26 protein-coding genes and 1 pseudogene are annotated in these 26,269 nt (G+C 37.6%); 7 read left to right on the plus strand and 20 right to left on the minus strand.

Annotation, left to right across the window (positions count from 1 at the left end; all coding sequences use genetic code 11):
- Positions 1–198: 198 nt before the first annotated feature.
- Complete coding sequence (locus tag MKL35_RS11640; RefSeq protein WP_002049225.1) at positions 199–1,497, minus strand: dicarboxylate/amino acid:cation symporter; 1,299 nt, start codon at positions 1,495–1,497, stop codon at positions 199–201.
- Positions 1,498–1,977: 480 nt separating this feature from the next.
- Complete coding sequence (locus tag MKL35_RS11645; RefSeq protein ID WP_002049198.1) at positions 1,978–2,535, minus strand: TetR/AcrR family transcriptional regulator; 558 nt, start codon at positions 2,533–2,535, stop codon at positions 1,978–1,980.
- Positions 2,536–2,672: 137 nt separating this feature from the next.
- Here MKL35_RS11645 and MKL35_RS11650 point away from each other — a divergent pair, with 137 nt between their 5' ends.
- A complete protein-coding gene (locus tag MKL35_RS11650; RefSeq protein ID WP_032010681.1) occupies positions 2,673–3,875 on the plus strand; it encodes an MFS transporter in 1,203 nt (400 codons plus the stop codon).
- 38 nt (positions 3,876–3,913) lie between these two features.
- On the opposite strand, the gene MKL35_RS11655 is transcribed toward MKL35_RS11650, so the two are convergent.
- Entirely contained in the window at positions 3,914–4,363 is a 450-nt protein-coding gene (locus tag MKL35_RS11655; protein ID WP_032010679.1) for a GNAT family N-acetyltransferase, read from the minus strand.
- A gap of 27 nt (positions 4,364–4,390) precedes the next feature.
- A complete protein-coding gene (locus MKL35_RS11660) occupies positions 4,391–5,764 on the minus strand; it encodes a PQQ-dependent sugar dehydrogenase (protein ID WP_032010676.1) in 1,374 nt (457 codons plus the stop codon).
- A 349-nt stretch (positions 5,765–6,113) separates the two neighbouring features.
- Between MKL35_RS11660 and yddG the strand changes: the two genes are divergently transcribed.
- From yddG to MKL35_RS11680, 4 genes are all read left to right on the plus strand, one after another.
- A complete protein-coding gene (gene yddG / locus MKL35_RS11665) occupies positions 6,114–7,025 on the plus strand; it encodes an aromatic amino acid DMT transporter YddG (RefSeq protein ID WP_032010674.1) in 912 nt (303 codons plus the stop codon).
- 273 nt (positions 7,026–7,298) lie between these two features.
- The gene (locus MKL35_RS11670) at positions 7,299–7,871 is read left to right on the plus strand and encodes a nuclear transport factor 2 family protein (protein ID WP_270913683.1); all 573 of its coding nucleotides are present in this window, start codon (positions 7,299–7,301) and stop codon (positions 7,869–7,871) included.
- Positions 7,838–8,332, plus strand: coding sequence for a chalcone isomerase family protein (locus MKL35_RS11675; protein ID WP_016805092.1), 495 nt, complete (start codon positions 7,838–7,840; stop codon positions 8,330–8,332). The genes MKL35_RS11670 and MKL35_RS11675 overlap by 34 nt, the downstream gene beginning before the upstream one ends.
- A 17-nt stretch (positions 8,333–8,349) precedes the next feature.
- The gene (locus tag MKL35_RS11680) at positions 8,350–9,045 is read left to right on the plus strand and encodes a response regulator transcription factor (RefSeq protein ID WP_004708019.1); all 696 of its coding nucleotides are present in this window, start codon (positions 8,350–8,352) and stop codon (positions 9,043–9,045) included.
- On the opposite strand, the gene MKL35_RS11685 is transcribed toward MKL35_RS11680, so the two are convergent.
- From MKL35_RS11685 to MKL35_RS11730, 10 genes are all read right to left on the minus strand, one after another.
- A complete protein-coding gene (locus MKL35_RS11685) occupies positions 9,042–10,367 on the minus strand; it encodes a sensor histidine kinase (RefSeq protein ID WP_004708017.1) in 1,326 nt (441 codons plus the stop codon). The two genes, MKL35_RS11680 and MKL35_RS11685, sit on opposite strands and share 4 nt — an antisense overlap.
- A gap of 28 nt (positions 10,368–10,395) precedes the next feature.
- Positions 10,396–11,445 carry an SAM-dependent methyltransferase gene (locus MKL35_RS11690; RefSeq protein WP_002049152.1) on the minus strand — a complete coding sequence of 350 codons (1,050 nt, stop codon included), beginning with the start codon at positions 11,443–11,445 and terminating at the stop codon, positions 10,396–10,398.
- Between the two features lie 8 nt (positions 11,446–11,453).
- Positions 11,454–12,233, minus strand: a complete 780-nt coding sequence (locus MKL35_RS11695; protein ID WP_270913688.1) for a DUF1295 domain-containing protein — start codon at positions 12,231–12,233, stop codon at positions 11,454–11,456.
- A gap of 29 nt (positions 12,234–12,262) precedes the next feature.
- Positions 12,263–13,462, minus strand: coding sequence for an SAM-dependent methyltransferase (locus MKL35_RS11700; RefSeq protein WP_004886395.1), 1,200 nt, complete (start codon positions 13,460–13,462; stop codon positions 12,263–12,265).
- Positions 13,459–14,250 carry a DUF1365 domain-containing protein gene (locus MKL35_RS11705; protein WP_032010668.1) on the minus strand — a complete coding sequence of 264 codons (792 nt, stop codon included), beginning with the start codon at positions 14,248–14,250 and terminating at the stop codon, positions 13,459–13,461. The genes MKL35_RS11700 and MKL35_RS11705 overlap by 4 nt, the downstream gene beginning before the upstream one ends.
- A gap of 23 nt (positions 14,251–14,273) precedes the next feature.
- Entirely contained in the window at positions 14,274–15,536 is a 1,263-nt protein-coding gene (locus MKL35_RS11710) for an NAD(P)/FAD-dependent oxidoreductase (protein WP_032010665.1), read from the minus strand.
- The gene (locus tag MKL35_RS11715; protein ID WP_032010664.1) at positions 15,533–16,504 is read right to left on the minus strand and encodes an acyl-CoA desaturase; all 972 of its coding nucleotides are present in this window, start codon (positions 16,502–16,504) and stop codon (positions 15,533–15,535) included. Before MKL35_RS11715 ends, MKL35_RS11710 begins: the two co-directional genes overlap by 4 nt.
- 117 nt (positions 16,505–16,621) lie before the next feature.
- Positions 16,622–17,188 (minus strand): lipocalin family protein, encoded by a 567-nt coding sequence (locus MKL35_RS11720; protein WP_002049130.1) that lies wholly within the window; start codon positions 17,186–17,188, stop codon positions 16,622–16,624.
- 107 nt (positions 17,189–17,295) lie between these two features.
- Complete coding sequence (locus tag MKL35_RS11725; protein ID WP_032010663.1) at positions 17,296–18,687, minus strand: heavy metal sensor histidine kinase; 1,392 nt, start codon at positions 18,685–18,687, stop codon at positions 17,296–17,298.
- Entirely contained in the window at positions 18,684–19,355 is a 672-nt protein-coding gene (locus MKL35_RS11730; protein WP_001221367.1) for a heavy metal response regulator transcription factor, read from the minus strand. Before MKL35_RS11730 ends, MKL35_RS11725 begins: the two co-directional genes overlap by 4 nt.
- Before the next feature lie 104 nt (positions 19,356–19,459).
- Between MKL35_RS11730 and MKL35_RS11735 the strand changes: the two genes are divergently transcribed.
- On the plus strand, positions 19,460–19,948 hold the full coding sequence (locus tag MKL35_RS11735; RefSeq protein WP_004708000.1) for a GlcG/HbpS family heme-binding protein: 489 nt from the start codon (positions 19,460–19,462) through the stop codon (positions 19,946–19,948).
- An 11-nt stretch (positions 19,949–19,959) separates the two neighbouring features.
- Positions 19,960–20,361, plus strand: a complete 402-nt coding sequence (uraH, locus tag MKL35_RS11740) for a hydroxyisourate hydrolase (protein WP_000167348.1) — start codon at positions 19,960–19,962, stop codon at positions 20,359–20,361.
- Positions 20,362–20,417: 56 nt separating this feature from the next.
- Here uraH and MKL35_RS11745 read toward each other — a convergent pair whose 3' ends face one another.
- The 6 genes and pseudogenes from MKL35_RS11745 to MKL35_RS11770 all read right to left on the minus strand — a co-directional run bounded on the left by MKL35_RS11745 (position 20,418) and on the right by MKL35_RS11770 (position 26,189).
- Positions 20,418–21,125, minus strand: a complete 708-nt coding sequence (locus tag MKL35_RS11745; RefSeq protein ID WP_004707996.1) for a PqiC family protein — start codon at positions 21,123–21,125, stop codon at positions 20,418–20,420.
- Positions 21,115–22,782, minus strand: coding sequence for a PqiB family protein (locus MKL35_RS11750; protein ID WP_002049115.1), 1,668 nt, complete (start codon positions 22,780–22,782; stop codon positions 21,115–21,117). The genes MKL35_RS11745 and MKL35_RS11750 overlap by 11 nt, the downstream gene beginning before the upstream one ends.
- 7 nt (positions 22,783–22,789) lie before the next feature.
- On the minus strand, positions 22,790–23,599 hold the full coding sequence (locus tag MKL35_RS11755; protein WP_032010659.1) for a paraquat-inducible protein A: 810 nt from the start codon (positions 23,597–23,599) through the stop codon (positions 22,790–22,792).
- On the minus strand, positions 23,596–24,204 hold the full coding sequence (locus MKL35_RS11760; protein ID WP_002049163.1) for a paraquat-inducible protein A: 609 nt from the start codon (positions 24,202–24,204) through the stop codon (positions 23,596–23,598). Before MKL35_RS11760 ends, MKL35_RS11755 begins: the two co-directional genes overlap by 4 nt.
- Positions 24,205–24,422: 218 nt before the next feature.
- Positions 24,423–25,313, minus strand: coding sequence for a DMT family transporter (locus MKL35_RS11765; RefSeq protein WP_032010656.1), 891 nt, complete (start codon positions 25,311–25,313; stop codon positions 24,423–24,425).
- A 110-nt stretch (positions 25,314–25,423) separates the two neighbouring features.
- A pseudogene (locus MKL35_RS11770) lies at positions 25,424–26,189 on the minus strand (IS5-like element ISAba31 family transposase).
- Positions 26,190–26,269 lie beyond the last annotated feature (80 nt).

Here is a 26,269-nt window from a genome sequence, read left to right on the forward strand (position 1 = left end):
AAAGTTCTACTTCATAAGTAGATCTATATGAGAGTTTGTGAGAAATTTTATACTGACCTGCCATAATTAAGCATTTACATAGAAGATAGTTTTTTTAAATTAAATTTTCGACTAGACAAAATAAAACCTGTAGCATGGCGCCTCTCCCAAATTGCCAATTGCTACAGGTTTTTTATTTCGAATTAAAATTTTAAATAATTAATTCGTTTTAGATTTTCCTAATGCTTTATCTAGAACGTCCTTGTCCAGAGCTTTGTCCCAACGAGCAACAACAATTGTTGCACATGCATTACCAATTAAATTAGTTAAAGCACGACACTCAGACATAAAACGGTCAATACCTAAAATTAGCGCCATACCTGCCACTGGTACAGATGGAACAACCGACAAAGTAGCAGCCAGTGTAATAAAGCCTGCGCCCGTTACCCCTGCTGCACCTTTTGAACTCACCATTGCCACTAAAAGTAATGCAAGCTGTTCACTAATAGATAGGTCTACATTACATGCTTGTGCAATAAATAAAGCAGCCATAGTCATATAAATATTAGTACCATCAAGGTTAAATGAGTAACCTGTAGGAATGACTAAGCCCACTACAGATTTTTCACAACCTGCTTTTTGCATTTTATCCATGAGGGAAGGTAAAGCAGCTTCAGATGAACTTGTACCTAAAACCAACCAAAGCTCGTCTTTGATATAACGAATCAAAGCAATAATTGAAAAGCCGTTATAGCGCGCCACAGCACCTAGAACAATTAATACAAACAGCACAGCTGTAATATAGAAAGTCATAATCAACAGTAATAGATTACCAATTGATTCGATCCCATATGCGCCGATAGTAAATGCCATAGCCCCAAAAGCACCAATTGGCGCAAGTTTCATTAACATGCCAACCAAGTAGAAAACTGGAGCAGTAAGGTTATTTAGGAAATCAGTGATTGGACGCGCACGATCACCTAAAGCAGCTAAAGAAATACCAAATAACACCGCCACAAATAGAACCTGCAAGATTTCACCACCAGCAAGCGGACTTACCAGGGTTTGCGGGATAATATTCATGAAGAAGTCAGTAATATTGGTAGCATGAGCCTTCTCAACGTAAGTATTTACTTTATCGCTGACTAAGGTCGCTGGATCAATATTTAGGCCTTTACCAGGTTGAATGATGTTTGCCACAATCATACCAACCACAAGTGCAAGACTTGAGAAAGTAATGAAATATAGCATAGCTTTACCAGTCACACGTCCAACTCGACTCATGTTCGTCATGCTGGCAATACCAGTAACCACGGTCAAAAAGATTACGGGAGCAATAATCATTTTAACGATCTTGATGAATGCATCACCAAGCGGTTTTAAGCTTTGTCCAAGTTCAGGGTAAAAATGACCTATTAAAACGCCTAAAATAATTGCAAAAATGACCTGTACATACAAAATTTGGTGAAACTTCTGTTTTTTCTGTACCGTTTCTTGGTCAAGGGTATTGAAATCCATTATCTAAATACCTGTTCGATGGGGATAAAAAAATAAAATATAAAGCGTGCACCACAAGCTGCTTTAAAGGAAGTGAAGCCATTGTAAAGAATAAAAAACACCCTGTGTCATAAATTTAAAAAATGTTAAATTCAAAAATCATGTATATTTTTGTATACAAAACAATTATTTTACGGAATTTTTAAAAAATTAAATTTCTTAAAAATAATTAAAATTCCAGATAACCCTATGTTTATTATATGATTTATATTATTTAAAACTTCCTTGAATGCTTTCAGTATTAATTTTACAATGAATAAAATCATCATTTCAAAAATAAATGATTAAAATAAATTCATATTTATTCTAAATTATGAGAATTTAATTTTTAAATAATAAGAAATATTGATATATAATTGTTTAATAAAAACAAAAACCTATATGCTTAGGCTAATTAAATGAGCCATTTTTAACTAAAAAGACAAACATATTTCTATGATTTTAAATAAATAGGCGTTTTAAAAGACTACGTACATAATCTAAATTTAATTCCTGATTGGTAAATAGAATCCGAAATAACATGGGTGCAATTACAGTTTCGATAATTTCTTGGTTCGGTATAGTGAACTCATTTCGTAATTTTGCACGATTTTGAATAATGTCGAGTTGCTGAATAATTAAACTTTCGCACATACGTGCATTAGAATCCGAATTTGATGTATACAGAACATCTCGTAATAAATCTTGTCCCACCTCGGAAGCATATTCTTCAAAATATTGCTCAACCCATGCTGTGATATCTTGTTTAAACGAACCTAAATCTTTGGGTTCCATATCAGGTTTAAGTTCATTTAAAGCTACATCTGAAAATAACTGATTGATGTCTCCCCATCGACGATAAATGGTTGAAGGTGTTACTCCCGCCTGTGAAGCGATCATTGGAATGGTAATCTGGCTTTGCTCGAAATCTTTTTGTAATTCTTTTACAGCATTATGTACCGCGGTTTGTATTCTTTCGCTACGGCCACCAGGGCGTAATCCAGTAACAACTTTTGCCATTTATAAACTCTGTAAAGGTCTCGAAAAATTTATAAATATTTATATCTATATACAAAATACACTAAAGCTAAGGATTTGCTTTAGTGTAAAAATAATGTATAAAAGCTAAATATTCGCTTTTATGTTATTCATGTTCTATGAACAATTCAAGTTCAAAACGGTCAAGAGCTGTTTTTCAATTAGATGCCGCGAGTGCTTTGACACTTAATACCATCACGCTCATGACATTTATGGCTGCATCTAGTGCACCAACCCCACTCTACCGCCTATATCAACAGCTCTGGCAATTTTCACCTGTCACACTGACTTTAATTTTTGCAACCTATGCTTTTACACTGCTGGGATCATTACTCATTATTGGGTCACTGTCTGATTATATTGGACGTCGTCCAGTCATCATTGCCGCTATTTCTCTGCAAATTATTTCGATGAGTTTTTTCTTATTTGCATCAGATGTTTCAATGTTATTTATTGCACGAGGCTTACAAGGTATAGCAACTGGTCTTGCAGTTTCTGCTATAGGGGCAGCAATTTTAGATTTTAGTAAATTACATGGTTCACTGATTAATAGTATCGCACCCATGATAGGCATGGCTGTTGGGATTTTTCTGACCTGTTCTATTTTACAGTTTTCTACTCAACCCTTACGGGTAGTTTTTGAGTTCTTATGCTTTCTTCTTATTTTGGAACTCATTTTAAGTTTTCTTACTCCTGAAACCGCACAAAAAAGATCCGGCGCACTTGCCTCTTTAAAACCTGCGATGGCGATTCCTCCACAAACGAAAAGCGCTTTATTGACTATTAGTCCAATTAATATTGCACTATGGATGGTTAGTGGTTTTTTCTTGTCACTCATGCCATCGTTATTGGCAAAAATTTTCCATACTTCATCTGCATGGCTAAATGGTATTACCTTTATGGCGCTCGCCCTTTCAGGTGCGGCAGGTATATTAACGCTTAGAAAGTCGACAAATTTTCGTATTTTATTAACCGGTACGCTCTCAATTGCTATTGGCGCAGCTGTTTTATTTGTCGCTATTAATCTGACTAATGCTGTAATTCTATTTTTAGGTTCTATTATTACTGGAGTTGGTTTTGGTACGGCGTTTATGGGGGCTATTCGTAGTGTAATGCCATTGGCGCTTCCTGAAGAACGTGCGGGTCTTATGGCTGCTTTTTTTGTTGAAAGTTATTTGGCTTTTAGTATTCCTGCAATTTTAGCTGGATATTTTGTAGGAAAAATTGGGCTGATGAGTACGGCAAATAGTTATATTGGTTTTATTATCTTATTGTCACTGGTTGCCCTTCTGATGATTATTAAAAATTTTAAAAATAAATAAGCCATAAAAAAATAGCCTCTAATGAGGCTATTTGAATTCTAGGTATCTGCTACATACATACGTACCATCTCGCCTTCCTCATCCTTTACCAACGTTAAAAACCGCCAACCACATTTTTCATAAAATTCGGTATGGTCCGTTATTAAATAAAGTGTTTGGATACCCTGATTACTCAAGTCTTCACGTACAAAATCTAAAATGTGTTTTGCAACGTTTTGGTTTCGATAGATCTCTTCTACAAATAAAGCACATAAGTTTGGGGTTAAATCTTTACGCTCATGGAAGTCATTATCAATGACTCCCGCTCCAGCAACTAAATGCTTATTTTCATTTAAAACAATGTACCACCGTGGAATAGCATGCTTTTGATCAATGGAAATCTGGATACTCTCAAGATAGGCTTCCACAGGGATTTGCCACTTTTCAGAGAACCACTGTGCAGCCATTTCTTTGTATTGAGGATAATCAGATAACCGTAATATTTGCATCAAATAGGCCTATTCTGTCCAACCTTTTTAAGGTTGAGTCACTGAACTACTAATGGTTTGCTGGGTTGGACTCTCATAAGTTGTTTCAGCAACTGGTGAAACACGCCAAATCGTATTACCGACATCATCTGCAACTAACACAGCTCCTGAAAAATCAATTGCCACCCCAACTGGACGCCCATACGCTTTGCCTTTATCACTTAAAAACCCCGTCAAAATATCTTGCGGTGGACCAGAAGGCTGACCACTTCTAAATGGTACAAAAATAACTTTATAACCACTATGAGGCTTACGGTTCCATGAACCATGCTGACCGATGATCGCCCCACCTCTAAATTGTGGCATCAATTCGGCTGCATAAAATGCGAGACCTAAAGAAGCAGTATGGTTACCTAATGCATAGTCAGGTTTAATTGCACGAGCCACCATTTCAGGATTTTGTGGTTTTACACGTACATCTATATGTTGACCATAGTAGCTATAAGGCCAGCCGTAAAAAGCGCCATCTTGAACTGAGGTCATATAGTCAGGTACTAGGTCACTACCAATTTCATCGCGCTCATTAACCACCGTCCAGAGTTTACCGCTTTGAGGTTGCCAAGCCATACCATTTGGATTACGCAGTCCAGTTGCAAATGGACGTGACTGACCGCTTGCAATATCAAACTCCATAATTTGTGCGCGGCCTTTTTCTTGATCTAAACCATTTTCAGCTACATTACTATTGGAGCCGACGGTAATGTAGAGCTTTGTCCCTTCACGATTGGCAATGACGTTTTTGGTCCAATGATGATTTAAAGGACCACCCGGTAAATCTAGTACTTTAGTACCACTGGCAGTAATTTTGGTTGCACCTTCTTGGTAAGGGAAACGCATAAGTGAATCTGTATTGGCAACATACAAATAGTTCCCCACCAGTGCCATACCAAATGGTGAATTTAGATTTTGAAGAAATACGGTTTTCTGGTCAGCTATTCCATCTCCATTGGTATCACGAAGTAAAGTAATACGATTAGCACTCGGATGAGATGATCCTGCTCGTCTCATCACGAAAGTCATAATTTTACCTTTAATGCCTTTGCTGTCTTCGGGTTTAGGCGGAGCATCTGTTTCAGCGACCAATACATCACCATTCGGTAATACATAGAGCCAACGTGGATGTTCAAGTCCTTTAGCAAATGCTTTTACCTTTAAGCCTTCTGCCGGAGTTGGTGCAACACCCCTAGGCCAGCCCTTCGCTGGTGCTATATTTACGGTTGGAATTAAGCTTGTTTTTGGTTCAGGTAACTTTGGTTCTGGACCGTAACTCTCGGTAATTGGATATTGAGAGGATGAAGCACATCCTGTAAGTATACATACAACGGTAGTACCTAAAGTCGGCAGTAAAAAACGTGTAAGCATCTTTTATCTCCATTTCTTATTTTTTCGCAATATGCACAGGGTAATGCTTTAGGAGAGAGACTTATAGTTTATTTATTTAACTGTGCTCGGCATTAACGGCTATATTTTTAAACTTTTAATACATAACTGGGTGTTTTCTAGACGTTTAGCTTACTTTAATGCTTAGCTATAAATTGATATCTTATATTTAGTTTAATTACCTAAAGTATTTATGTTTGCTGATAATCATTTATTAGGTAATTATCTATCCGTGCCTATTTTTTAATTAAAAATTCCTTTACCCTGACTTACTTTAATTATTTTAACTTTCACTGTAGCTCAGGTGTTCAACTAAGTTCATTTATTTCTTATGTCAAAAAATTTAGCAACATTAATTGGTTTAAGTGCCATCCTGATGTGGGCCTCTATGGTGGGTTTTGTAAAACATATTACGACCGTGATTGGACCAGATGTTGGCATTACACTGATCTATTCACTAAGTGCGTTGCTACTGCTTATTATTTTTAGAGTACCAAACTTTAAGTTAATTTCTAAAAAATATTTAATTTTAGGTGCAATTTTATTTATCGCTTATGAACTCTGCTTTTCGTTTGCACTTGCCTATTCAAAGACAGCGCAACAAGCGATTGAAGTCAGCATTGTGAACTACCTTTGGCCAAGCTTGACTGTTTTAGCTTTTGTCATTTTTAAAGAGCTAAAATTTAATATCTTTATTATTTTAGGTTTAATTATTTCAATTTTCGGCATTACTTTTATTCAGACCGGAAATGGCGATTTTAGTCTAGGTCGAGTTATAGACAATTTTTATAGTAATCCTCTAAGTTATATTTTGGCTTTTATAGGTGCAATTATTTGGGCTTTGTACTGTGTATTAACCAAGAAAATAGGTAAAGGACAAAACCCTATTTCTATTTTCTTTATTGGCGTCGCTCTAACATTGTGGTTAAAGCTATTCTTTAGTGGTCAAGCTGTTTTACCTACACTCGATTTAAATACGACTTTATCTCTCGTCTTTGCCTCTACAGCAATTGGACTAGGTTATGCCGCATGGAATATTGGCATTATTCATGGCAACACCACGATGCTAGTGGTGGCTTCTTACTTCACTCCAATCATTTCATCTTTACTGGCCATGCTGGTTTTACAAACCGAGTTATCAATCAGCTTTTGGCAAGGAACCGCTATGGTTACAGCCGGTTCACTCATCTGCTGGCTTTCAACAAATTGGACAGTAATCCGCTCTTATTTCAAAAAGAATTAAAAGCAGTGATGAGTAACAGAACTAGCATTAGTTTTTTTGCTCTAAAGCAAAATTTACAGCTTCTTTGGCATGACTAGAAGGAAATTGCTGTTTATCTTTTCTTAGCCTAGTTATTTTAATATTAAAAAATATACAGCCTCAAAATTATCTTCAAACAAGCAAACAAGAATCTGTAGTTCTCCCTTTAACGTGAAAACTAAAAACTCAAGAATTCACGCAAATTTCACGACAGCCTCTTTAATTTAATTTTATAAAGTTGGCTAGGATTTAAATATGAAAATTATAACCACTGCCCTAGGGCTGATTACCTTAGTAGGTCTAACAGCATGCAAAAGCGTGCCTAGTTACTCAGGTGATTATGGTAAAGCCGAACGACAAATTACTGGCGTCATATTAAATGATGAGCAAGCACTAGAGATTGGTCACCGTTTTGTTGCTGCGTTTAACACTTTAGGCACACCTTCTTTTGTAAGTAATGCGAGTCAACTTTATGCGGATCAGCTTTATATCAACGATACACTTTCCCAGTTCTCGCAAAAAAAAGATCTAATTAAACACTTTGAGGGTATGAACGCACGAGTAAGTAACGTCACTTTAAAACTGATTAGCGCAACTCACCATCAAGATACAGCCTATATTCATTGGTATATGGCTTATGACTTTAAAATGCTAGGCCGTACAAAAACCATGGCTTCTTATGGCATTAGTCAAATCAAAATTAATGAACAACAACAAATTATTTTCCAACAAGACTTCTGGGACCCTGCGAATGGTCTCTACCGTTCTTTACCTATATTTGGAGGAGTTTATAAATGGATATTGCCATTCAAAAAAGTCGAATCTTAATACTACTGGGTATTTTAATTGCGTCTCATGCAAATGCTGCTGAACTGAAAAAATGCAGTTCAGCTCCTTTAATGGTAACGAGTCAAAAAGTCGGAAATGTTAGCTACTTTGCTGAGGATTGCCTAAAAAGTTGGCAGAACCAAAGCATAAAAATGGACTTTAGTTATAACCGAGATATTCCTGAGTGGGCATTTAAGCGAGCAGCAACTCACTATTTAAAGAAGAATATTAGTGGATTTGATGCGAAATCTCCGCTTAATCATATTAATGAGCTTTATAGACCAATCAAGAGCGGAGATTTATATAGTCTTTCTTATCATCATGAAAATCAAAAACTAGAGCTAAAATTAAACCAGAAGCTGCTCGGTTCTATAATTAATCCGAATGCAAATCAATATTTTAAAATCTGGTTTGGTACTGAACCATTTAATGCTAAATTAAAACAACAACTATTAAATTAATGGCTTAATAAAATCTCATGGGTAATCATTTTATCCTCATGGTTGAGGACCATTTTGAACTGGCGGCGACCGTGTGTGAATTTCTTGAAGTACATGGTTACGTCATCGATCATGCGCGTAATTTAGATGCAGCTCGTTCTTTTCTTAAGTCACAGCATTATCATCTTTTGTTGCTCGATATCAACTTACCCGATGGCTCAGGTTATGACTTGTGTAACTGGTTACGGACCGAACAAGGCATTGATATGCCAATTCTTATGCTCACTGCTAGAGATACTTTAGATGACAAACTTAAAGGATTTACTGCTGGCACGGATGATTATTTAGTTAAGCCATTTGATTTTAATGAGTTGGTCATGCGTATTCGAGCACTGATCAAAAGAGCTGCAGGTGAAGTCGCAAATCATAAAATTCAAATTCATGATTTAATTCTCGACAGCGCAACTCAAACTGTTATTCGTGCCGGAAACAATATCGAATTACCCCCTATTCAATTTAAATTATTAAAAATTTTGATGCGTCAGTCTCCTAAAGTAGTAACTAAACAGGAACTTATGATGGAGCTATGGGGTGATGAAGAACCTGAAAGTGATGCTTTGCGCAGCCACATCTATAACTTAAGGAAAATGATAGATAAACCTTTTGACCCTAAACTATTACATACAGTAGCAGGCGTAGGTTTAAAAATTGCTTTAGACGATACTGCCGATTAATTTAAATAGACGACTACTATTAAACCTGTGGTCATCTCTAAATCCAGCTCAGGATGAGTCGTTAAGTAATATTGCCGATCAAACAACTCAACTCGCCAACCTAATTGTTTGCAAAGCTTTTGGACCAATTGTAACCCGATGCCGTGTCCTTTGGCTTTTAAAGAAAGTTGCGAGTCGCTGAGTTCCTGAACTTTCATATCATTAGGTAAAGAAATTCCGATACCATTATCGGCAATAATTAAGCTATTTTTTTGTTGGATAATATCGATTTGTGAACCTTGGGAATAATTCAGAGCATTACGCAAAATATTGCCTAGAACCATTTTAGTCATAGAGGGATATAACCAGCGTGGTTGTTCGGCTGAGTCTGGGTGAATATGAATATGTATACCTTTACTCACACTTACCCCTTCTAAACTTTCGACTAAATCCCTCACAATTTCAGATAATAAATTCTTTTCAGACGGTAAATTTTTTACCGTATTACGGGCAATTGCGAGCAAGGTGTCGACAAGCAATTGCATGTCTTCAATTGTATTGTGAAGACGAGTTAAAGATTTGTCTTCTCCATATTTAGTCTGACAAAGTTGTACATTGCCTTTTAAAATCGTGAGCGGCGTACGTAACTCATGGCTGACATCGCCGGTAAATTCTCGTTCACGTCGAATAAATTCACTTAAAACCTGATGATATTTTTCCAAGGCTTGTTTGAGATATTCCGCCTCCATATTGCCATTGGTATTGATATCTTTAAAAGGTGAAGCTTGTGTATCTTGGTGTGCCCAATCAATATTTTCTAATGCATTTGCCAAACGGGTAATAGGGGAAAAATAGCGTCTTGCTCTTCGATTTGACCACCACAAAAAACTATATAAAACAGACAAACTAAACATAAGTGGTGCGAGACCAAAAAGCCAAACCAGCTTATTGACATTACTTTCGCCAAATACCAACAGTACATGCTGACCATTACGTTCACCATATACCGTCATACGTTCTTTGCCATCAACAAATATCCGATGTACCCCACTTTCTAGATGCATATCTTTAAAAGGTTGTGGGGCTACTTGAGTATTCCACCGATATCCATATAAATTTTTAGTATCTGGCAGGTCTGCATTTGGGTTACGTTCTATACGCAACCAGTAATGTTCCATTTCTTGTTCTAAAGCGGTTTTAAGTAACGAGCCTTTAATCACCCAAGCACTACAAGCCAACCCGACCACAATTGATAAGGCAATTAGACCAATCTGCAACCAATAATATCGATTGAACATTTGGGCTAATGGATGAGCTTTGCCATCGTTTCGAGTTCTTATCATATTTTATCGCCGAGATAGGCTATCGAAATTACAATGATCTCTTTTTAAATAAAAAGTGACCAATGACCCACTCTTGTCCTTGTTCAAAACCAAAAAGTTCAGCACAAGCCATGAAGAAAATACGCCAGCGTTGCCACCAAATATTGGCATCTTTCCCATAGATCTTTTTAAACAGTGGCTTGAGCTCTTCCTCTTGATTATCCATATTATTAAGCCAAGCATTTGCCGTTCTCATATAGTGCTCACCCGACCATTGCCAATGTTGAGCCAACTCTAAATGCTCTTGAAAATGCAAAAAAGTTGAAGTCGAAGGCATTAAACCGCCAGTAAAGAAATACTTAGACATCCAATCATAGTCTGATTTTACTTCAAAAGGATAATGCAAAAAGCGATGACAGAAAATATGACACCAGAGTAATCCTTCCGGCTTTAACCATTGCTGAATTTTTTCAAAAAGTCGCTGATAGTTTCGAACGTGTTCAAACATTTCGACCGATACAACTCGATCAAATCGGGCTTGGTCTAATTCGAGAACATTCACATCACAGGTCAGTACTTCAATATTGCTTAAACCTCTTAACTTTGCTTGCCCGAGAATATGCTTTTTCTGGGTTGCAGAATTTGAAACAGCCGTAATCTGTGATCGTGGATAGTTTTCTGCCATCCACAAAGTTAAAGAACCCCAACCGCAACCTAACTCTAAAATGTGTTGACCATTTTTAAGTTGTGCTCTTTCACAATAAAGCTGAAGTGCAAGCTCTTCTGCCTGATCTAAAGTTGTTGTTTTGGTGGGAAAGTAACATGCACTATATTTAAGTCTTTTTCCAAGCACCGCCTGAAAAAACTCGGTTGGTAACTCATAGTGCTGCTCGTTTGCCTTATCTGTTTCAACGGCGATTTCGCTCTTTTTCAGCATATTAAGCACATCCATATAGCGCTGTGCCCCTTGTTCAGGGTCATAGCGGCCTTCCTGAATTAAACGCTTTTTGCTTAAAGCTCGAATTGCAGCCCGAATTGCATGGTCTGGAATCACACCACTTTCAACAATTTTCAAAGACTGATGAACGATAAAATCCATATGCGCACCTATTTTTTTGGTTTCCGCGGTATAAACATTGACGTTTTTTGTTGATAATCAAGATAATTTTGACCGCGACTTTTAATTGCCTGTTTTTCACTAAATGGAATACCCGTGACGTAATATAAAAATAGCCACATGAGTACCGGATAAATCCACAATAAATATTGGCCTGCTGCTAAACCAATAATTGGATAGGCAAACCAGTGTAACCATTCAAAAAAATAATTGGGATGACGGGAATAGCGCCATAAACCTTGGTCCATGGTTTTACCCTGATGTTCTGAGTTTAATTTGAATCGGTATAGCTGCTGATCAGCGAGCTGCTCTCCGATAAAGGCGGTTCCCATAACTACAGCAGCAATAATTAGGGTAATTTTATATCCGCTGTCCCATGCAGGTGCCTCTACATTGAGTAACAACCACATCGGCAAAAAGAATAAAAGCACTAAAAAGGTTTGAAAGATAAAAAATAAGAAAAAACCTAAATGCTGAAACTTACCCATTGCCTGTCGCATACTGGCGTAACGACCATCTTCATTCTGTTCAGATTGATAACGTCTTAACAAGTGCCAAAATAATCTTAAAAACCATAATCCACTGAAAAGACCAATAAACAGTCGTACTTCGACAGGAGCAACCGAAATGAGTAAAGAAGAAACAATAATGTTCACTGCCAGACAGAAACTCCATGCGGCATCTACAATTCCGGCACGACCATTTAGAGTTGCAAGTAGCCAACTGAGCAACATGATCAGTAAATCCAGAATTAATAAATTCCATAACATGCGCATTCTCCTTGCTTGATGTGTTTGAGTTAGTAACTGCTACTTTCAAACAACAAGTGAACGTTGCTTATCACACCTTCTTTAAAGCCACCCTCGCAATAACATAAATAAAAATCCCACATACGTATGAAGTTTTCATCGAAACCTAAAGCCAAAACCTGCTCTCGGGCTGCTAAAAATCGCGCTCGCCAGTGATGAATGGTTTGCGCATAACTTAGACCAATGTCATTTAAAGACTTTAACCTTAAACCACTTTCAGACGCGGTTTGAGTCAATACAGTTATGCTAGGAATAAAGCTACCAGGGAAAATATAGCGTTTAATATAATCAACAGTGTTGAGTGCTTTCTTATAGCGGAAATCTTCAATGGTGATGGCTTGAATAAACGCTAAACCTTTTGGTTTTAATAGTGCTTTGCACTGGTCAAAATATGTCGATAAATACTGTGCACCAACTGCCTCAACCATTTCAATTGACACCAACTTGTCAAACTTACCTTCAAGCAGACGGTAGTCTTTGAGTTGTACATCAATTCGGTGAGATAGTCCTGCTTCATTTACGCGAGTAATGGCTTCATCATATTGAGCCTGTGAAATGGTAATGGTGGTCACTCTACAGCCATAGTGTTGAGCTGCATAAATTGCAAAACCACCCCACCCACTTCCAATTTCAACCAAATGATCCATTGGTTTTAAATCGAGCTTTTTACAGATAATCTCTTTTTTTAAATCGGATGCTTCTTCGAGAGTCATGGTTTCATTTTCAAAGACTGCACTCGAATACATTAAAGTCGGATCTAAAAACAATTTAAAAAAGTCATTGCTTAAGTCGTAGTGCTCAGCAATATTTTTACGGCTACCACTTATGGAATTCTTCCGGTTTTGATACCACGCCTTAAGAAAAAACTGACTGGCTTGGGCAACAACATTCTGGTTGATTTGGTCTAATACATCTCGATTACGCGCTAATATCTGAATCAACTCGACAAGTTGCTCACTGCTCCAATCACCACGGATATACCCTTCTGCTGCTCCTAAAACACCATTTTTTAAAATGAGATCCATCAGTAGAGGATTATGAACTTCAATTACAGCGTGAAGATCTGAAACTTCACCGACCGTCCCATTCCACGCGCCCTGAAAAGTAATCTGTCCATGACGTAATTTAAGAAGACTCTTGAGCAGTAATGGTAGCGAGTCATCTTCACCATAAAGAAATGTTTTTATCATGTCTTATCTACCTTGATCTTTTTAGGATGACGATAAAATGGAACTTTTTTTCGCCACAACTTAAATGCCTCTAAATATATGGAAAACAGCATTTTAAAAGGCGCTAGGCTGTTGATAAGAGCATATCGATATTGCTGTGAAGGAAATGTGATGGGCACAAGTTCAAAGCGCATAGTGGCATCAAAGACTTGTTTTTTCTCTTCAAAGAGCTGCATATGAATAACATTTTGTAAGTCTGAAAAACTAAACCGCCAACGGTAAGTCAACTGCATGGGCATGAACGGCGAAACATGAAATGATTTTTCAAAGTTAAAATCGAAACTCTGATAATCACCCACCTGACCTTGTTGTTTTATACAGTCGTGTGTATAGACTTTTCGCTCATTCCACGGGGTATTGGTAATTTCGCTAAGAATAAATAGTGGTTGGCCTGTTTGGCTTAAAACAAAATAAAATACGACTGAATTAAACCGAAAACCCAAACAACGAGGCAAAGCCAATACTCTGATTTGCCAATCTGAACCCATATATAAGTTGTTATTTTGCAGTAGCGCTTTTCCTACCCGATCCTTTACCGAACCGCTATACATATTTAAAAAATCACTTTCGGATAGTTTTAATACATTCCAATGATCAGTCGACCAAAATAAACAATCTTGTGTAATTTCATTTAATTGATCTGGGTCAAACCATAAATAATTTAAGGTCGATGTAAATTGATGAGTTTTGGGACTATAACGTCTGTGACGAATAAGTGCGGGAGCGATAGCCAGTTTATTTAATAACATTTGATAAGCTCCCGTTTTATTTTTTATAACGCTAAGAGTTGCTCTACAACACGTGCTGCACTGCGGGCGCCATCTTCATGAAAGCCCCATCCCCAATATGCTCCACAAAATGAAGTACGATTTTGCCCACTAATTTCTTGCCAACGAGATTGAGCTTGAATCGCTTTTGCATCAAATACCGGATGTCGATAATGACGTTCAACCAAAATATCTTCGGCTTTAATTTGCACATTGGGATTTAAAGTACAGAAAATCTGAGTTTTGCAGGGTAAGTTTTGTAAATTGTTCATCCAATAAGTAAAACCATAATGTATGGCAGACTCACTGTTTTGAACTTGCGATGTAGGAGTTACATGTACATGCCAGCTTGCCCACTGCAAACGGCTTTTAGGCATAATTGAAAGATCACGGTGTACCACCATATGATTATCTTGATAACCAAACTGACTTAATATCTCTTGTTCAAGCGATGAAGCATCTTTTATTAAACCTAGACTATCATCAGCATGACTAGCAAAAATCACCCAGTCATATTGTGCTTGCCCTTCTGAAGTTTCGATCCACACGATTTCAGGGGAACGGCTCACACTTTTTACTTCTGCAAACTTCCATTCAAGTGATGGGCAACTCTTTTGAATAGCACGAATATAACTTGCCGAACCGTGTTTAACCGTTTGCCATTGTGGCCGCTCTTTTAGCTGCAACATACGATGATGCTGAAAAAAACTTACCACAAATCGATATGGAATTTGGCCTACCTGCTCAACAGGTGCCGACCATAATGCACCGCACATCGGATAAAGATGCTCATAGCGGAACTCGGCACTATATTTATGTTGATCTAAATAGTCTTCAATCGCTAAATTAGGATCTAGATCTGTCACGTCTATATCTTTATTATCATCGTAAAAACGCAGCAAGTCTGAGAGCATCTGTAGAAATTTACGATTTAAAAAGTTTTGCGGACGAGCAAAGAGCGACCATTTTTTTGAAGGATTATATTGAAGTCCACTGACCAGATTATTCACCGAAAAGCTCATATCACTATATTGGGTTTCAACTCCCAAATTTTTAAGCATGTCAGTAAATAACGGGTAGTTATAGTCATTAAACACAATAAAACCGCTATCTACCGCAACCTTAGCGCCGTCTATATAAAGCTCATGCGTATCTGTATGACCGCCAAAATAGTTATTTTTTTCATATATCGTAACCTGATGTTGTTTTGACAATTTCCAAGCCGCATAAAGCCCCGATATACCTGAACCAATAATGGCAATTTTCATAACACCTCCCCATTTTCAATTTTTTCTATCGGCAGATTTTTAATTTTTTTATATTGATAAACCTTCTCTGGTACTGGCTTTAATCTCCATACCAAACCAAATAAAGACATGACTTTTAATACATAAAAGGTAATATCGATCTGCCACCAATAAAAACCTTGTCGCACACTACCCGCGTAAAAGTGATGGTTGTTGTGCCATCCTTCACCTAAGGTAATTAAAGAGAGGAAAAAGTTATTACGGCTATCGTCAGCCGTATTAAACTCTCGTGAACCATAACGATGCGCAAGTGAATTAATACATAAAGTCGCATGTGTTAACAGCACAGTAGAAATCACAAAACCCCATACCAAAAGCTGTAAGCCATTGGTACCTAACTCAGGAAAACGCTGCGCCAGCCATGAACCTAAACCGTAAATTGCCAAAGCCGTCAAAATCACAACAGGTAAGCTAAATCGGTCAAGCCAAATCAGTTCCGGATACTTCAACCAGTCTTTAATGACTTTTTTTCGAGTGGCAAAATTCTGTTCGTTTAAAAACCAGCCTACATGCGAATACCAAAAACCTGCTTTCGCTGAATGCGGATCTTGTTCGGTGTCAGTAAAATGATGGTGATAACGGTGGTGTGCTGCCCACCATAATGGTCCGCGCTGTGCACTCATGGTTCCAATCAAGATAAAAATAAATTGGACAATACGGGAGGTTTGAAAAGTTTTATGGGAAAGATAACGGTGAAAAAAAGCGGTAATTGCAAACATGCGTATTAGGTAAAAGCCAAGCATGAAGATCACAGCGAACCAAGACACCCCTACCCAAAAAGCAGCTAAACAAGCGATGTGTAATACAATAAAAGGTATGATTCTTAACCATTGAATTTTCTTTTCAATGACATATTCGCTAGAAGCATCCATTTGCGCATTTTCTGAATCTGACCAGCTATCGATCCAGCGTAGAAAAAATTTAGACATTGATTCTTCCTGATCTAAAGCATTTCTTTTGGTTCTAATTTAGAAAATGCGCAATGAATTTTATGTGAAGTTCACAGATTTATGAGCCAAATTTAAAAGCCAACATAATCAGCGATTTCAATAATTTGTTTGTGTTGTTTTAATGAGTTTGGAAACATCATAGCCATAATGTTTTGCCGTTTGCAAATAAGAGTTATATGTTGCTTGATCAATTTGAGGGCTACGAGAAAGAATCCACAAATATTCTGTACTTGGCCCACCCACCAAAGCGACTTGATAATCTGGGTCAACTCTGAGCACCCAATAGTCACCTTTAGTAAAAGGAATCCATCTTAAACCGGAAGGTAAGAAGCTTACCTCTAGTTTACTATTACCTTCATTTTGCGGATAAGCCACACCTTCGGATGAAATCACTTCGCCTTTTTTATTCGTACAACTATTTAAAACACCCACGGTTTTATCTGCGTTAATCGAATAGGTTGCTGTTGTATTGGCTATACAATTACGCTGAAAAAACATAGGTAAATGCGCAATCTCATACCACTTACCTACATATTTATTAATATCGATAGCGTCAACAGCTACGGGTTTAGTGGTAGTTTCTGCATAGGTACTTAAAGGGGCCAATAAACTAACCGCGGCCAGACTGCTACTCATCACAATTGATTTAAATAATAATTTCATCATGATCCTCCTATATTTATTTCATATGTTTAAACATACTTCAGAGGGTTGTGAACAAAGTGTGAAATTTAAAATTAAGCAACATTTATAGGTAGTTAATTGTATTTCTATGGAGTATCTGCAATTGGAAAATCAAGCTCAAAACATACTCCTACAGCCGTGTTATAAGCACGGTATGAACCATGATGTAAATCCATAATAGAAGCCACAATAGATAGACCTAAGCCTCCTGTTTGACTCTCATCAGTTCGGCTTGAATGACATTGGTAGAATCTTTCAAAAAGATGTTCAAGTTGATATTCAGCAATTGAAATACCACTGGTTATCACACTTAGGCTCACCATATTCTTGTGATCAAGTGTCTTATATTTACTTGTAACCAAGATAGTTCTGTTATAGCCCCCATGAACCAGCGCATTTAAAACAAGGTTGTAAACCGCTCGTTGAAATAACTCTGGATCTGCAAATAACATTGGAACTTCTAGATTAAAACTAATGTGGCAGTCTTGTTCCTCAAATTGATATTCAAAAATCTGGCATAGCCCATCTAAAACGTCCTGAATATTGATTTGCTGTTTGTTAACAAGCACCATTTTTTGATCGGCTCTTGCCAAGAACAACATGCTATCAATCATGCGTTTTAATCTGTGATAATCCTCTAAATGAGACACCAACAAATCTTGATATTGCTCTACTGAACGCTCATCTGTTAAAGCAATCTCGGTTTGTCCTATCAAGTTATTTAACGGCGTACGGAACTCATGTGCGATATCTTCAGAAAAACGATTGAGCTGCGTATAGCCCTTTTCAATACGTTCAAGCATATGGTTTATATCTTTAGAAAGCAGCTCAACTTCTAAAGGTGTATTTGATAGGTCTAAGCGTTTTTGTAGCTGATTTACGTTAATTGAGTGAGTTTGCTTGCGAAGCCGTTGTAGCGAACGCAACCCTAAATGGCATATCAAAATACAAAGAGCAAAAATTGCAAGAATTCCTCCTACCACATACATCAAAAGATTCTTTTGAAATGGTAAAAGAATATTGATGCGCTCAGACCACTGTTTACCCGCAATAAGCAGATAAGGTTCCTGATTAATAGTGATGGTTTTCCATGCAATTCGCGTTGGATATGAGTTGTTAGCCAAGTCCTGAAATTGAAGATTTGTTCGCTCTGCAAGCTGAGGTAGCTGAATATGGAGTGGATTGATATTAATTAAAGCTTTGTCTTTATGAATGAGTAAAAATAAGTTGTCTTGGTTGCCAAGCATGTTTTGATACAGCTTAGGACGCGCAATAATTTGCTCAACATTTTCACTGTCTTGTAGCAAAATTTCCAAACGATTAATTCGGTCGACTAAAGCTTTATCTTGCTGCTTTAATAAAATTTGGTTAATGCCTAAATAGGTCATAAAGCCGACTGAACATAAAATGAGAGCCGAACAAAGCGTGACCAGTATGGTAATACGGACTTCAAGCGAACGCAGAAATTTAAAGTTCATAAGCTAACCGAAATTTTATAGCCCAAGCCACGGATGGTATGGATAAGTTTTGGTTCATATCCTTCATCAATTTTGCTTCTTAAACGGCGTACTGCGACGTCAATAAAGTTAGTATCAGTGTCAAAGTTAATATTCCAAACCTCAGAACCGATTTGTCTACGCGTCACGATTTGTTCTTTATTGACCAATAAATAACGTAATAAGTTAAATTCGGTTTTACTCAGTTCGATTAAGTTGCCATTACGCCATACTTTATGCCCCACCAAATCCATTTTTAAATCGCTAATAGACAACTCATTTTCTTGCAAATACTGCTGTCGTCTTAACAAACTTTTAATGCGTGCCAAGAGTTCAATATAGGAAAAGGGTTTAGCCAAGTAGTCATCTGCACCTAACTCTAACCCTTTCACTCTATCCATGACCTGATCTTTTGCCGTTAAGAAAATCACCGGAATTTTTGAGAACTGGCGTAGTACTTGTAATACGCTCCAACCCTCTATGTCTGGCAACATCACATCAAGAATAAGCAAGTCATATTGATCTCTTTTTAGCATTTCCAAACCTTGAAGCCCTAAATGTACGCACTCGGCTTGGTATCCGGATTCTTTTAACCCTTTGACCAAATAAGTGGCGATTTTGATCTCGTCTTCAATAATAAGAATACGCATTTTGTAGAGACTCATTAGAAAAATGACAACTTTGTAATGTGATTGTCATGCTTGAAATTAGGCAATTTGTTTAAGATTTTCAAAGCGACATAGAGGCAATCATTATGAACAAAATAAACTGGCTGCTACTCACAACAGTGCTATTTGCAAATAGTACTTTTGCACAGCCTCCTGCTTTGAATCAAGTTTATTCCTTAGATCTTAAAACCGCCCATCTGCTAGCTGACAGTGCTAAACAGGCATGTAAACAACTAAATCAAAATATTGCGGTCGTTGTGGTAGATCGTGGCGGTAATACTTTAACTGCCGAGCGGCATGAGTTGGTAGGCCCGCATAATTTAATGGCTGCCGAGAAAAAAGCATATACCGCGTTATCGACCAAAACATCGACCTTAGTTTTAAGCCAAAACAGTAACCAAAACCCCGATGCAAAAAATTTAACCACCGTAGCAAATTTACTTTTGTTAGGCGGTGGCGTACCTGTCCGTTTTGAGAACCAAGTGATCGGCGCAATTGGGGTTGCGGGTGCTGGCGGCGCGCAAAATGACAATCAATGTGCAAGCAAAGCCATTGAAACCGTTTTTAACTCATAAGGAGCTACACCATGACTAAATCATTTATTGCTTTATCTTCTTTATTTATAGCCTCAGCTACATTTGCACAAACCAATCCGCTTAGCGTGCATGTATTAAACCTAGAGACAGGTTTACCCTCTTCTCAGGTTGAAGTAGTTTTGGAGAAAAACACCAATAACCAGTGGGTGAAACTCAACCAACAAGTGACAGACTCAAATGGTCGTATTACTGCGCTCTATCCGGAAAATAAAAAACTAGAACAAGGTGTTTATAAAGTTACGTTTAAAACTGAAGAATGGTTTAAAAAGAACAAACAGCAAACGTTCTTTAGCGAAGTACCCGTGATTTTTAAAGTGGACGGCAGTGTAAATCACTACCATATTCCGTTACTGCTCAGCCCTTACGGTTACTCAACCTATAGAGGCAACTAAAATAAAAAAACCTTTATCTGTTTTTAGGCAGATAAAGGTTTTTTTAAAACAACTTGCTACGAACAAATACCATTGTTGACGACTACTTTTTTATTTGAATCTAGCGCCAAGATGGAAGAAGAAACCGTATTAATAATTTGGCTCATTGCCTCACTTGAAGCACTAACAATTGCTTCAAGTTTTTTAGCTTTTTGATCAATCGGCTGCTTAAAAGCAATTCGACAATTGAGCTGCGAACCCGCATTCGTGATGACTTTTGGATTAGATGATTCTAATTGAGTAGGCGGTATTTGACGCTTCACCACCCAAGACACTGCAACATTGATATTGCTGTTATCTACAATATCGAAATGAGAAAAGTCTGTAGAAACTCGGTATAAAGGCTGATTATTTCCAGCAAGCCCACTGCTATAGCTATCAATAGCGCCTAACTTTTGCTGTAAACCCGCCGACAAGGTATCACGTAATTGCGTACTCATAGTCGAAGTCCAACGCTCATTATCCAATACTGTTGACTTGCCATTACTGTCCTGTAGCACCAAAGGCGCACGATCTAAACGGTCTGGAAGTCCAACTGGTAGAACTTCAATAACTCGAATACTTGAGTTGACTGCCGGAGTTACTTTAGGACTAATCGTATAGTAGTTTGGCGTTGGCGAACTAGAACAGGCTGTCATAGCAACCGCTGTTAAAAGTACCCCACTCCCAAGCAGCCATTTGGCTACTTGAGAGTGTTGAAATGATTGGTTCTTTTTATTTTTCATCGTTGGCCTCTGGTCTCTTACCACGAATAATAGATTCAGGATGTTGCTCAATATAATCTGACATGAGCTGTAAAGAAGCAGCCGCACGAGTCATCTGTTGCAGTGCTTTACGTACGTCTTGTTGTAACGGCGCATCACTCGACAAGATAGACTCGGACGATCTTACAGTTTTACGAACATCGTCTAAGGTTGCCTGTAAACCAGGTGCGACTTTACCGTCTAACTGTTTAACCAGCTTGTCAGTTGACTCAATAGCTGTATTCATGTTTTTAAGCGTTTTACGAACATCCTGCCCAATTTCTACTAACGGGAATTTGGTTAACTTGTCAGCAATTTGAGAAACCTGCGCCTGCAAACCACTTAGCTCTGTTGCAGTGGTTGGAATCACTACACGACCATCATTTAGTGTTTGTAAAGTTGCCGGTTTAGCTTTAGGGAACTTGTCTAACGCAATATAGTTTTGGCCTGTTAAGAGGTTGCCCGTTCTCATTTGTGCACGCCATCCATGCTCAACAAAATCTTTGAAAATTTCACTGTTTGGATTGAGTGCCAAGCCATTTTCAACGCGTGACGGATAAATTACCGCCTCAACACGCATACGAATCTGTTTATAGTTGTTATAAAACTCTGCATTAATTGATTTAACACTACCAATTTCAATACCCATGAAGTCGATTGGTGCACCAACTGCTAACCCGCGTAATGAATGATCGAAGTACATAATCACACCACGTGGTTGTCCATCTGGTTCTTTTAATGCCTCAGCTTTTGAGTCCCAAAGATTAAAGTGACTCTTATTGGCTGCTACAGTTGCATTTGAGTTTTCAGGGAAACCAAACGCAATACCCCCAGCGACAATACTTGCAAGCGACTGAGTATCTAAATTAAAGCCTGAAGCATTTAAGGTGACGTCTATACCACTTGCCTGCCAAAAACGAGCGTCTGTTGTTACAAACTTATCATACGGCGCACGAATAAAAGTCTGAAGCTCTACGCTTTTACCGTCATCTGCTAAGTTATAGGCGGTAATTTGTCCTACGTTAATTCGACGATAATAAATCGGTGAACCGATATCTAAAGACCCTAAATCATCAGCTTTTAGGAAAAATACTTTGCCCGGTACATCTGAGGTAATAACGGGTGGTATTTCTAACCCCGTAAATTCAAGTTTTTTCTCGGGTGATTTCCCGCCATCCACTTCAATATATGAACCCGACAATAAAGTATCTATGCCTGAAACTCCACTCGTCCCAATGCGTGGTCGCACCACCCAAAACCGTGAATCTTGGGCAGCAAAGTTGCTTGCATCCTTACGTAAATCAATACGTGCAATAACGCGCGAACGATCTTCTGCAAGAGCAATCTGCCGTACCACCCCAATATCAACTTGCTTATAGCGAACTGTTGTTTTACCTGCGACTAAACCCTCGGCTGTACGAAAAGACACTTCAATCGTTGGCCCATTCGACAGTAACGCTTTCACCGCGAGTGAAAGTGCAATTAAAAGTGCAACCAGTGGGACAATCCAGATGAGTAAAGGTTTCCACCGATTTTTCTTTTCTTGAGGTTCTGGTAAATCATTCATGTTTTCCAGTTCAACATCTGTCTCATGATGATCTGAGGTACCGCTGGTTGTTTTGTTTTCAGACATACTCATTTTTCTTTTATTGACTGGGATTAATGGAATCATTATTCAAGGACGAGTGCTCTGCCTGAATAATTGTGTTTTTTTCCGAGGAAAACTGATTGGGTTTATTTGTATTTTGAGATGCATAAAAATTATCCCAAATAATACGTGGGTCAAAACTTAAAGATGCAAACATGGTCAAAACCACAACTGCACCAAAAGCGATAGAACCTGGCCCTGCTAAAATAGTGGCAAGCGATTGAATTTGAATGAGAGCAGTCAATAAAGCGACCACAAACACGTCAATCATAGACCAACGCCCGACAAATTCTACAATTCGATAAAGTTTAATACATTGCTCAGGCGCAAATTTCCAAGCTGCCGATGACTGTATATATACAACCAATAACAGGAAATACAAAATAAATAGCTTAAGCATCGGAATAAAAATACTGGCCATAAAAATGACCACCGATACCAAATAGTCTCCATTTTGCCAAAAATAAATCACGCCACTCATAATGGTATCTTGCTGACTTCCTAAAAGAGAGTCAGTCACCGTCATGGGCAGCACATTTGCCGGTATATAAAGAATAGTTGCAGCAACAACTAAAGCAAAGGTACGGTTTAAACTTCCCGGTTTACGTTGGTGCAGCACACTGTGACATCTCACACAGCGTAAAACTTGATGTTTTTTACCAGCGACCGTTTTATCTACTTTTGATGAGTTTAATAACCCGCAGCAGTGACACAATATAAGTGAAAGATCTTTGGCTCTTGGATATTGCTTTAGAACCGTATCGGTATTTTCGGTTTTCACTGTAGTCACATTTTTTATTGTTTTCATAATTGTGACCTATCAATTTCGTTCCATATGTCACTAACTTTTATGGATGTAATATAAACCATTAATAGGCTTAAGACCGCAAATGCCCACAAGGCAATTTCGGGAATAACCAGTACCATACCCATTAACTTTACGAGAGTGACCAAAATTCCAATTAGGAACACCTCAACCATTCCCCACACTCTCATAAAATAAAGAGTACGTAAGGCACCGACTAAAAACTTGGGGCGTCTTTTAAATACACTCACCGTACCAAGGACATAAGCCATTAATAACAAATATGAAAGCGGCACTATAAATGTAGTGATTAAAATGAGGACACCGACGAAGGCCCGATCATAATGAAACATCACCCATACGGCACCAAGTAAAGTGGTTTCCGATATGTTGCCTTGCAACTCAATTTTTACAATCGGAAAGCTATTGGCAATCACAAATACAATTAAGGCCGTTAAAATTAAAGCTAACAACGTGGTAAACGGTTTGGTATGCCGATATAGTTCCGCACCACAGCAGACACAATAAGCTCTTTTTCCGTAAGCAAGCGGGACTCTACGATAGACGGTATCGCACTCCTCACAACCTGCTAATTCTTTAAGCTTCATAGTTATACTCTAAGGTTTATCGTTTTACTGTGCTATAACGCTTGCCGAAAATAATACTTATGAGCAATGTGCCAAACTAATCTCATTTCTTCAAGAAAAAATTAGTGACCATATGGATGAATTATTTTATTAAATAAAACAAAAAGAACTAAAAAGCTCCTTTTCTTCAAGGAGCTTTTAAGGTACTAAATCTAAAAGAATATTCAGCTTAAATAAATTTACGCTCTCTTCAACGCAAAAACATTCCAGTGCAATTTTACGCCCAGCACCCCTAGTAGGATTAAACCTGCACCTACAACTTGAGTACTCGTCAGCACATGATCAAAGAAGAAATAATCAATGACTATAGTCGATATAGGATAAATAAAAGATAAGATCGCAATGTTATTTAAAGGTATTTTCTTAATTGCCGAGTACATTAAATAGTAAAGAAATGCAGTATGTAAAACCCCAAGCCCGAGTACAAAGAACCATTGATGACCTATCGGTGGGTTTGCAAAAACCGAAATAAACGGAGTCATAACAATGGCCCCACTTAAGGTTTGTATAAGCACAATTAATAACGGCGGTGTATTGGTTAGTTTTTTAGTCATTAGAACAGATATTGAATACAGTGTAGTAGCAACTAAAACCAGCCCTAAGCCAATTAACTCATTCGTATTCACCGAGGCACTGCCCAAACCTATAATCACAATTAAGCCTACAAAAGCGACTATGGTCCATAACACATCATTTTTATTTAGCTTTTCATGAAAAACTAAAGCTCCTAAAAATAAAATGACAAACGGGTTTACGTGATAAACAATCGTTGCTAAAGAAATAGAGGTTTTGGGAAAAGCGGCAAACAGTAGAACCCAGTTAAAAATAATCAGTAGGCCTGAACTCACCATTAAAAATAATTCTTTTTTGCCAAAGTATACTTTTTTAAAATAACCATAGAATAAACAGATGGGTATTAGGCATAGTGCTGAAATAAGGCAGCGAAAAAATACAATATTAATGGGTGATTGACCTGATTTAATTACAAATAGACCAATACTCCCTGAAAGTAGCATGGCTACTACCATTTCAAGTGTGCCCACTTTCCTTTTTAACTCATGATCATTCACACATTTCTCCAATAAATTTATATCTTTAATTATTTGGCTAATTTATATTTACCTAATCAATTAGAATTTTTTAAGATAAACCGTTTAAACTTAGTAGGGTTTGTTGACATTTACTGTTCATAATTAACCCTATAAAGGTAGCCATAAAAATATACAGGCTAAAGCAACAGAACTTTGATAATTTCTTTTGAGCTTGTCATATCGAGTAGCTATTCCTCTAAATTGCTTTAATCTACAAAACATATTTTCAACTAAATGCCTGATTTTATATAAATACCAGTCCATATGGTCATTGTTCGATTGGCTATTTGTTTTCTTTGGTATATTCGCTTTAGTCCCTGTTTTCCTGATCTGTTCACGCAGTGGTTCTGAATCATAGCCTTTATCTGCACATACCACTTTTGTCTCTTTTAAATCTAATGTTGATATTAAATCAGGTGCAACTTTAACATCATGTGTGGTTCCATCGGTAATCATGAAATCAATAGGATTGCCATGTGCATCAACAATCAAATGTATTTTTGAGGAGTTTCCTCCTACACTTTTAGAAATAGATTGATTCGCTATGCCGGCAGAATGTTGATGAGCACGTACATGAGAGCCATCAATAAAAATCCACTCCATATCGGGGCATGAGGCTAGTAATTTGAATAATCTAAGAAACTTACCGCTGCTTGACCAACGATTAAAACGTTTGAAAATAGAGTTTGAATGACCAAAACAGCAAGGAATATCTCGCCACGGACAGCCTGTTCTAATTCTATAGAGAATAGCTTCAATAAAATTGCGTAAATTTGAGTTGTGGTGAATGGATAAATTACGCAGAATAACTTTCAACTTTTGCCAGTGTTGATCTGTCAGCATGGTACGAGGCATAGCGAATAGTAAAATTGGGTTTGGCGATTTGATTTTACTACTTCGCTATTTTTTTAAGCTAAAAGTGTCAACACACCCTA

Source organism: Acinetobacter sp. AOR41_HL (genome assembly GCF_027854645.1).
GTDB classification, from domain to species: domain Bacteria; phylum Pseudomonadota; class Gammaproteobacteria; order Pseudomonadales; family Moraxellaceae; genus Acinetobacter; species Acinetobacter nosocomialis.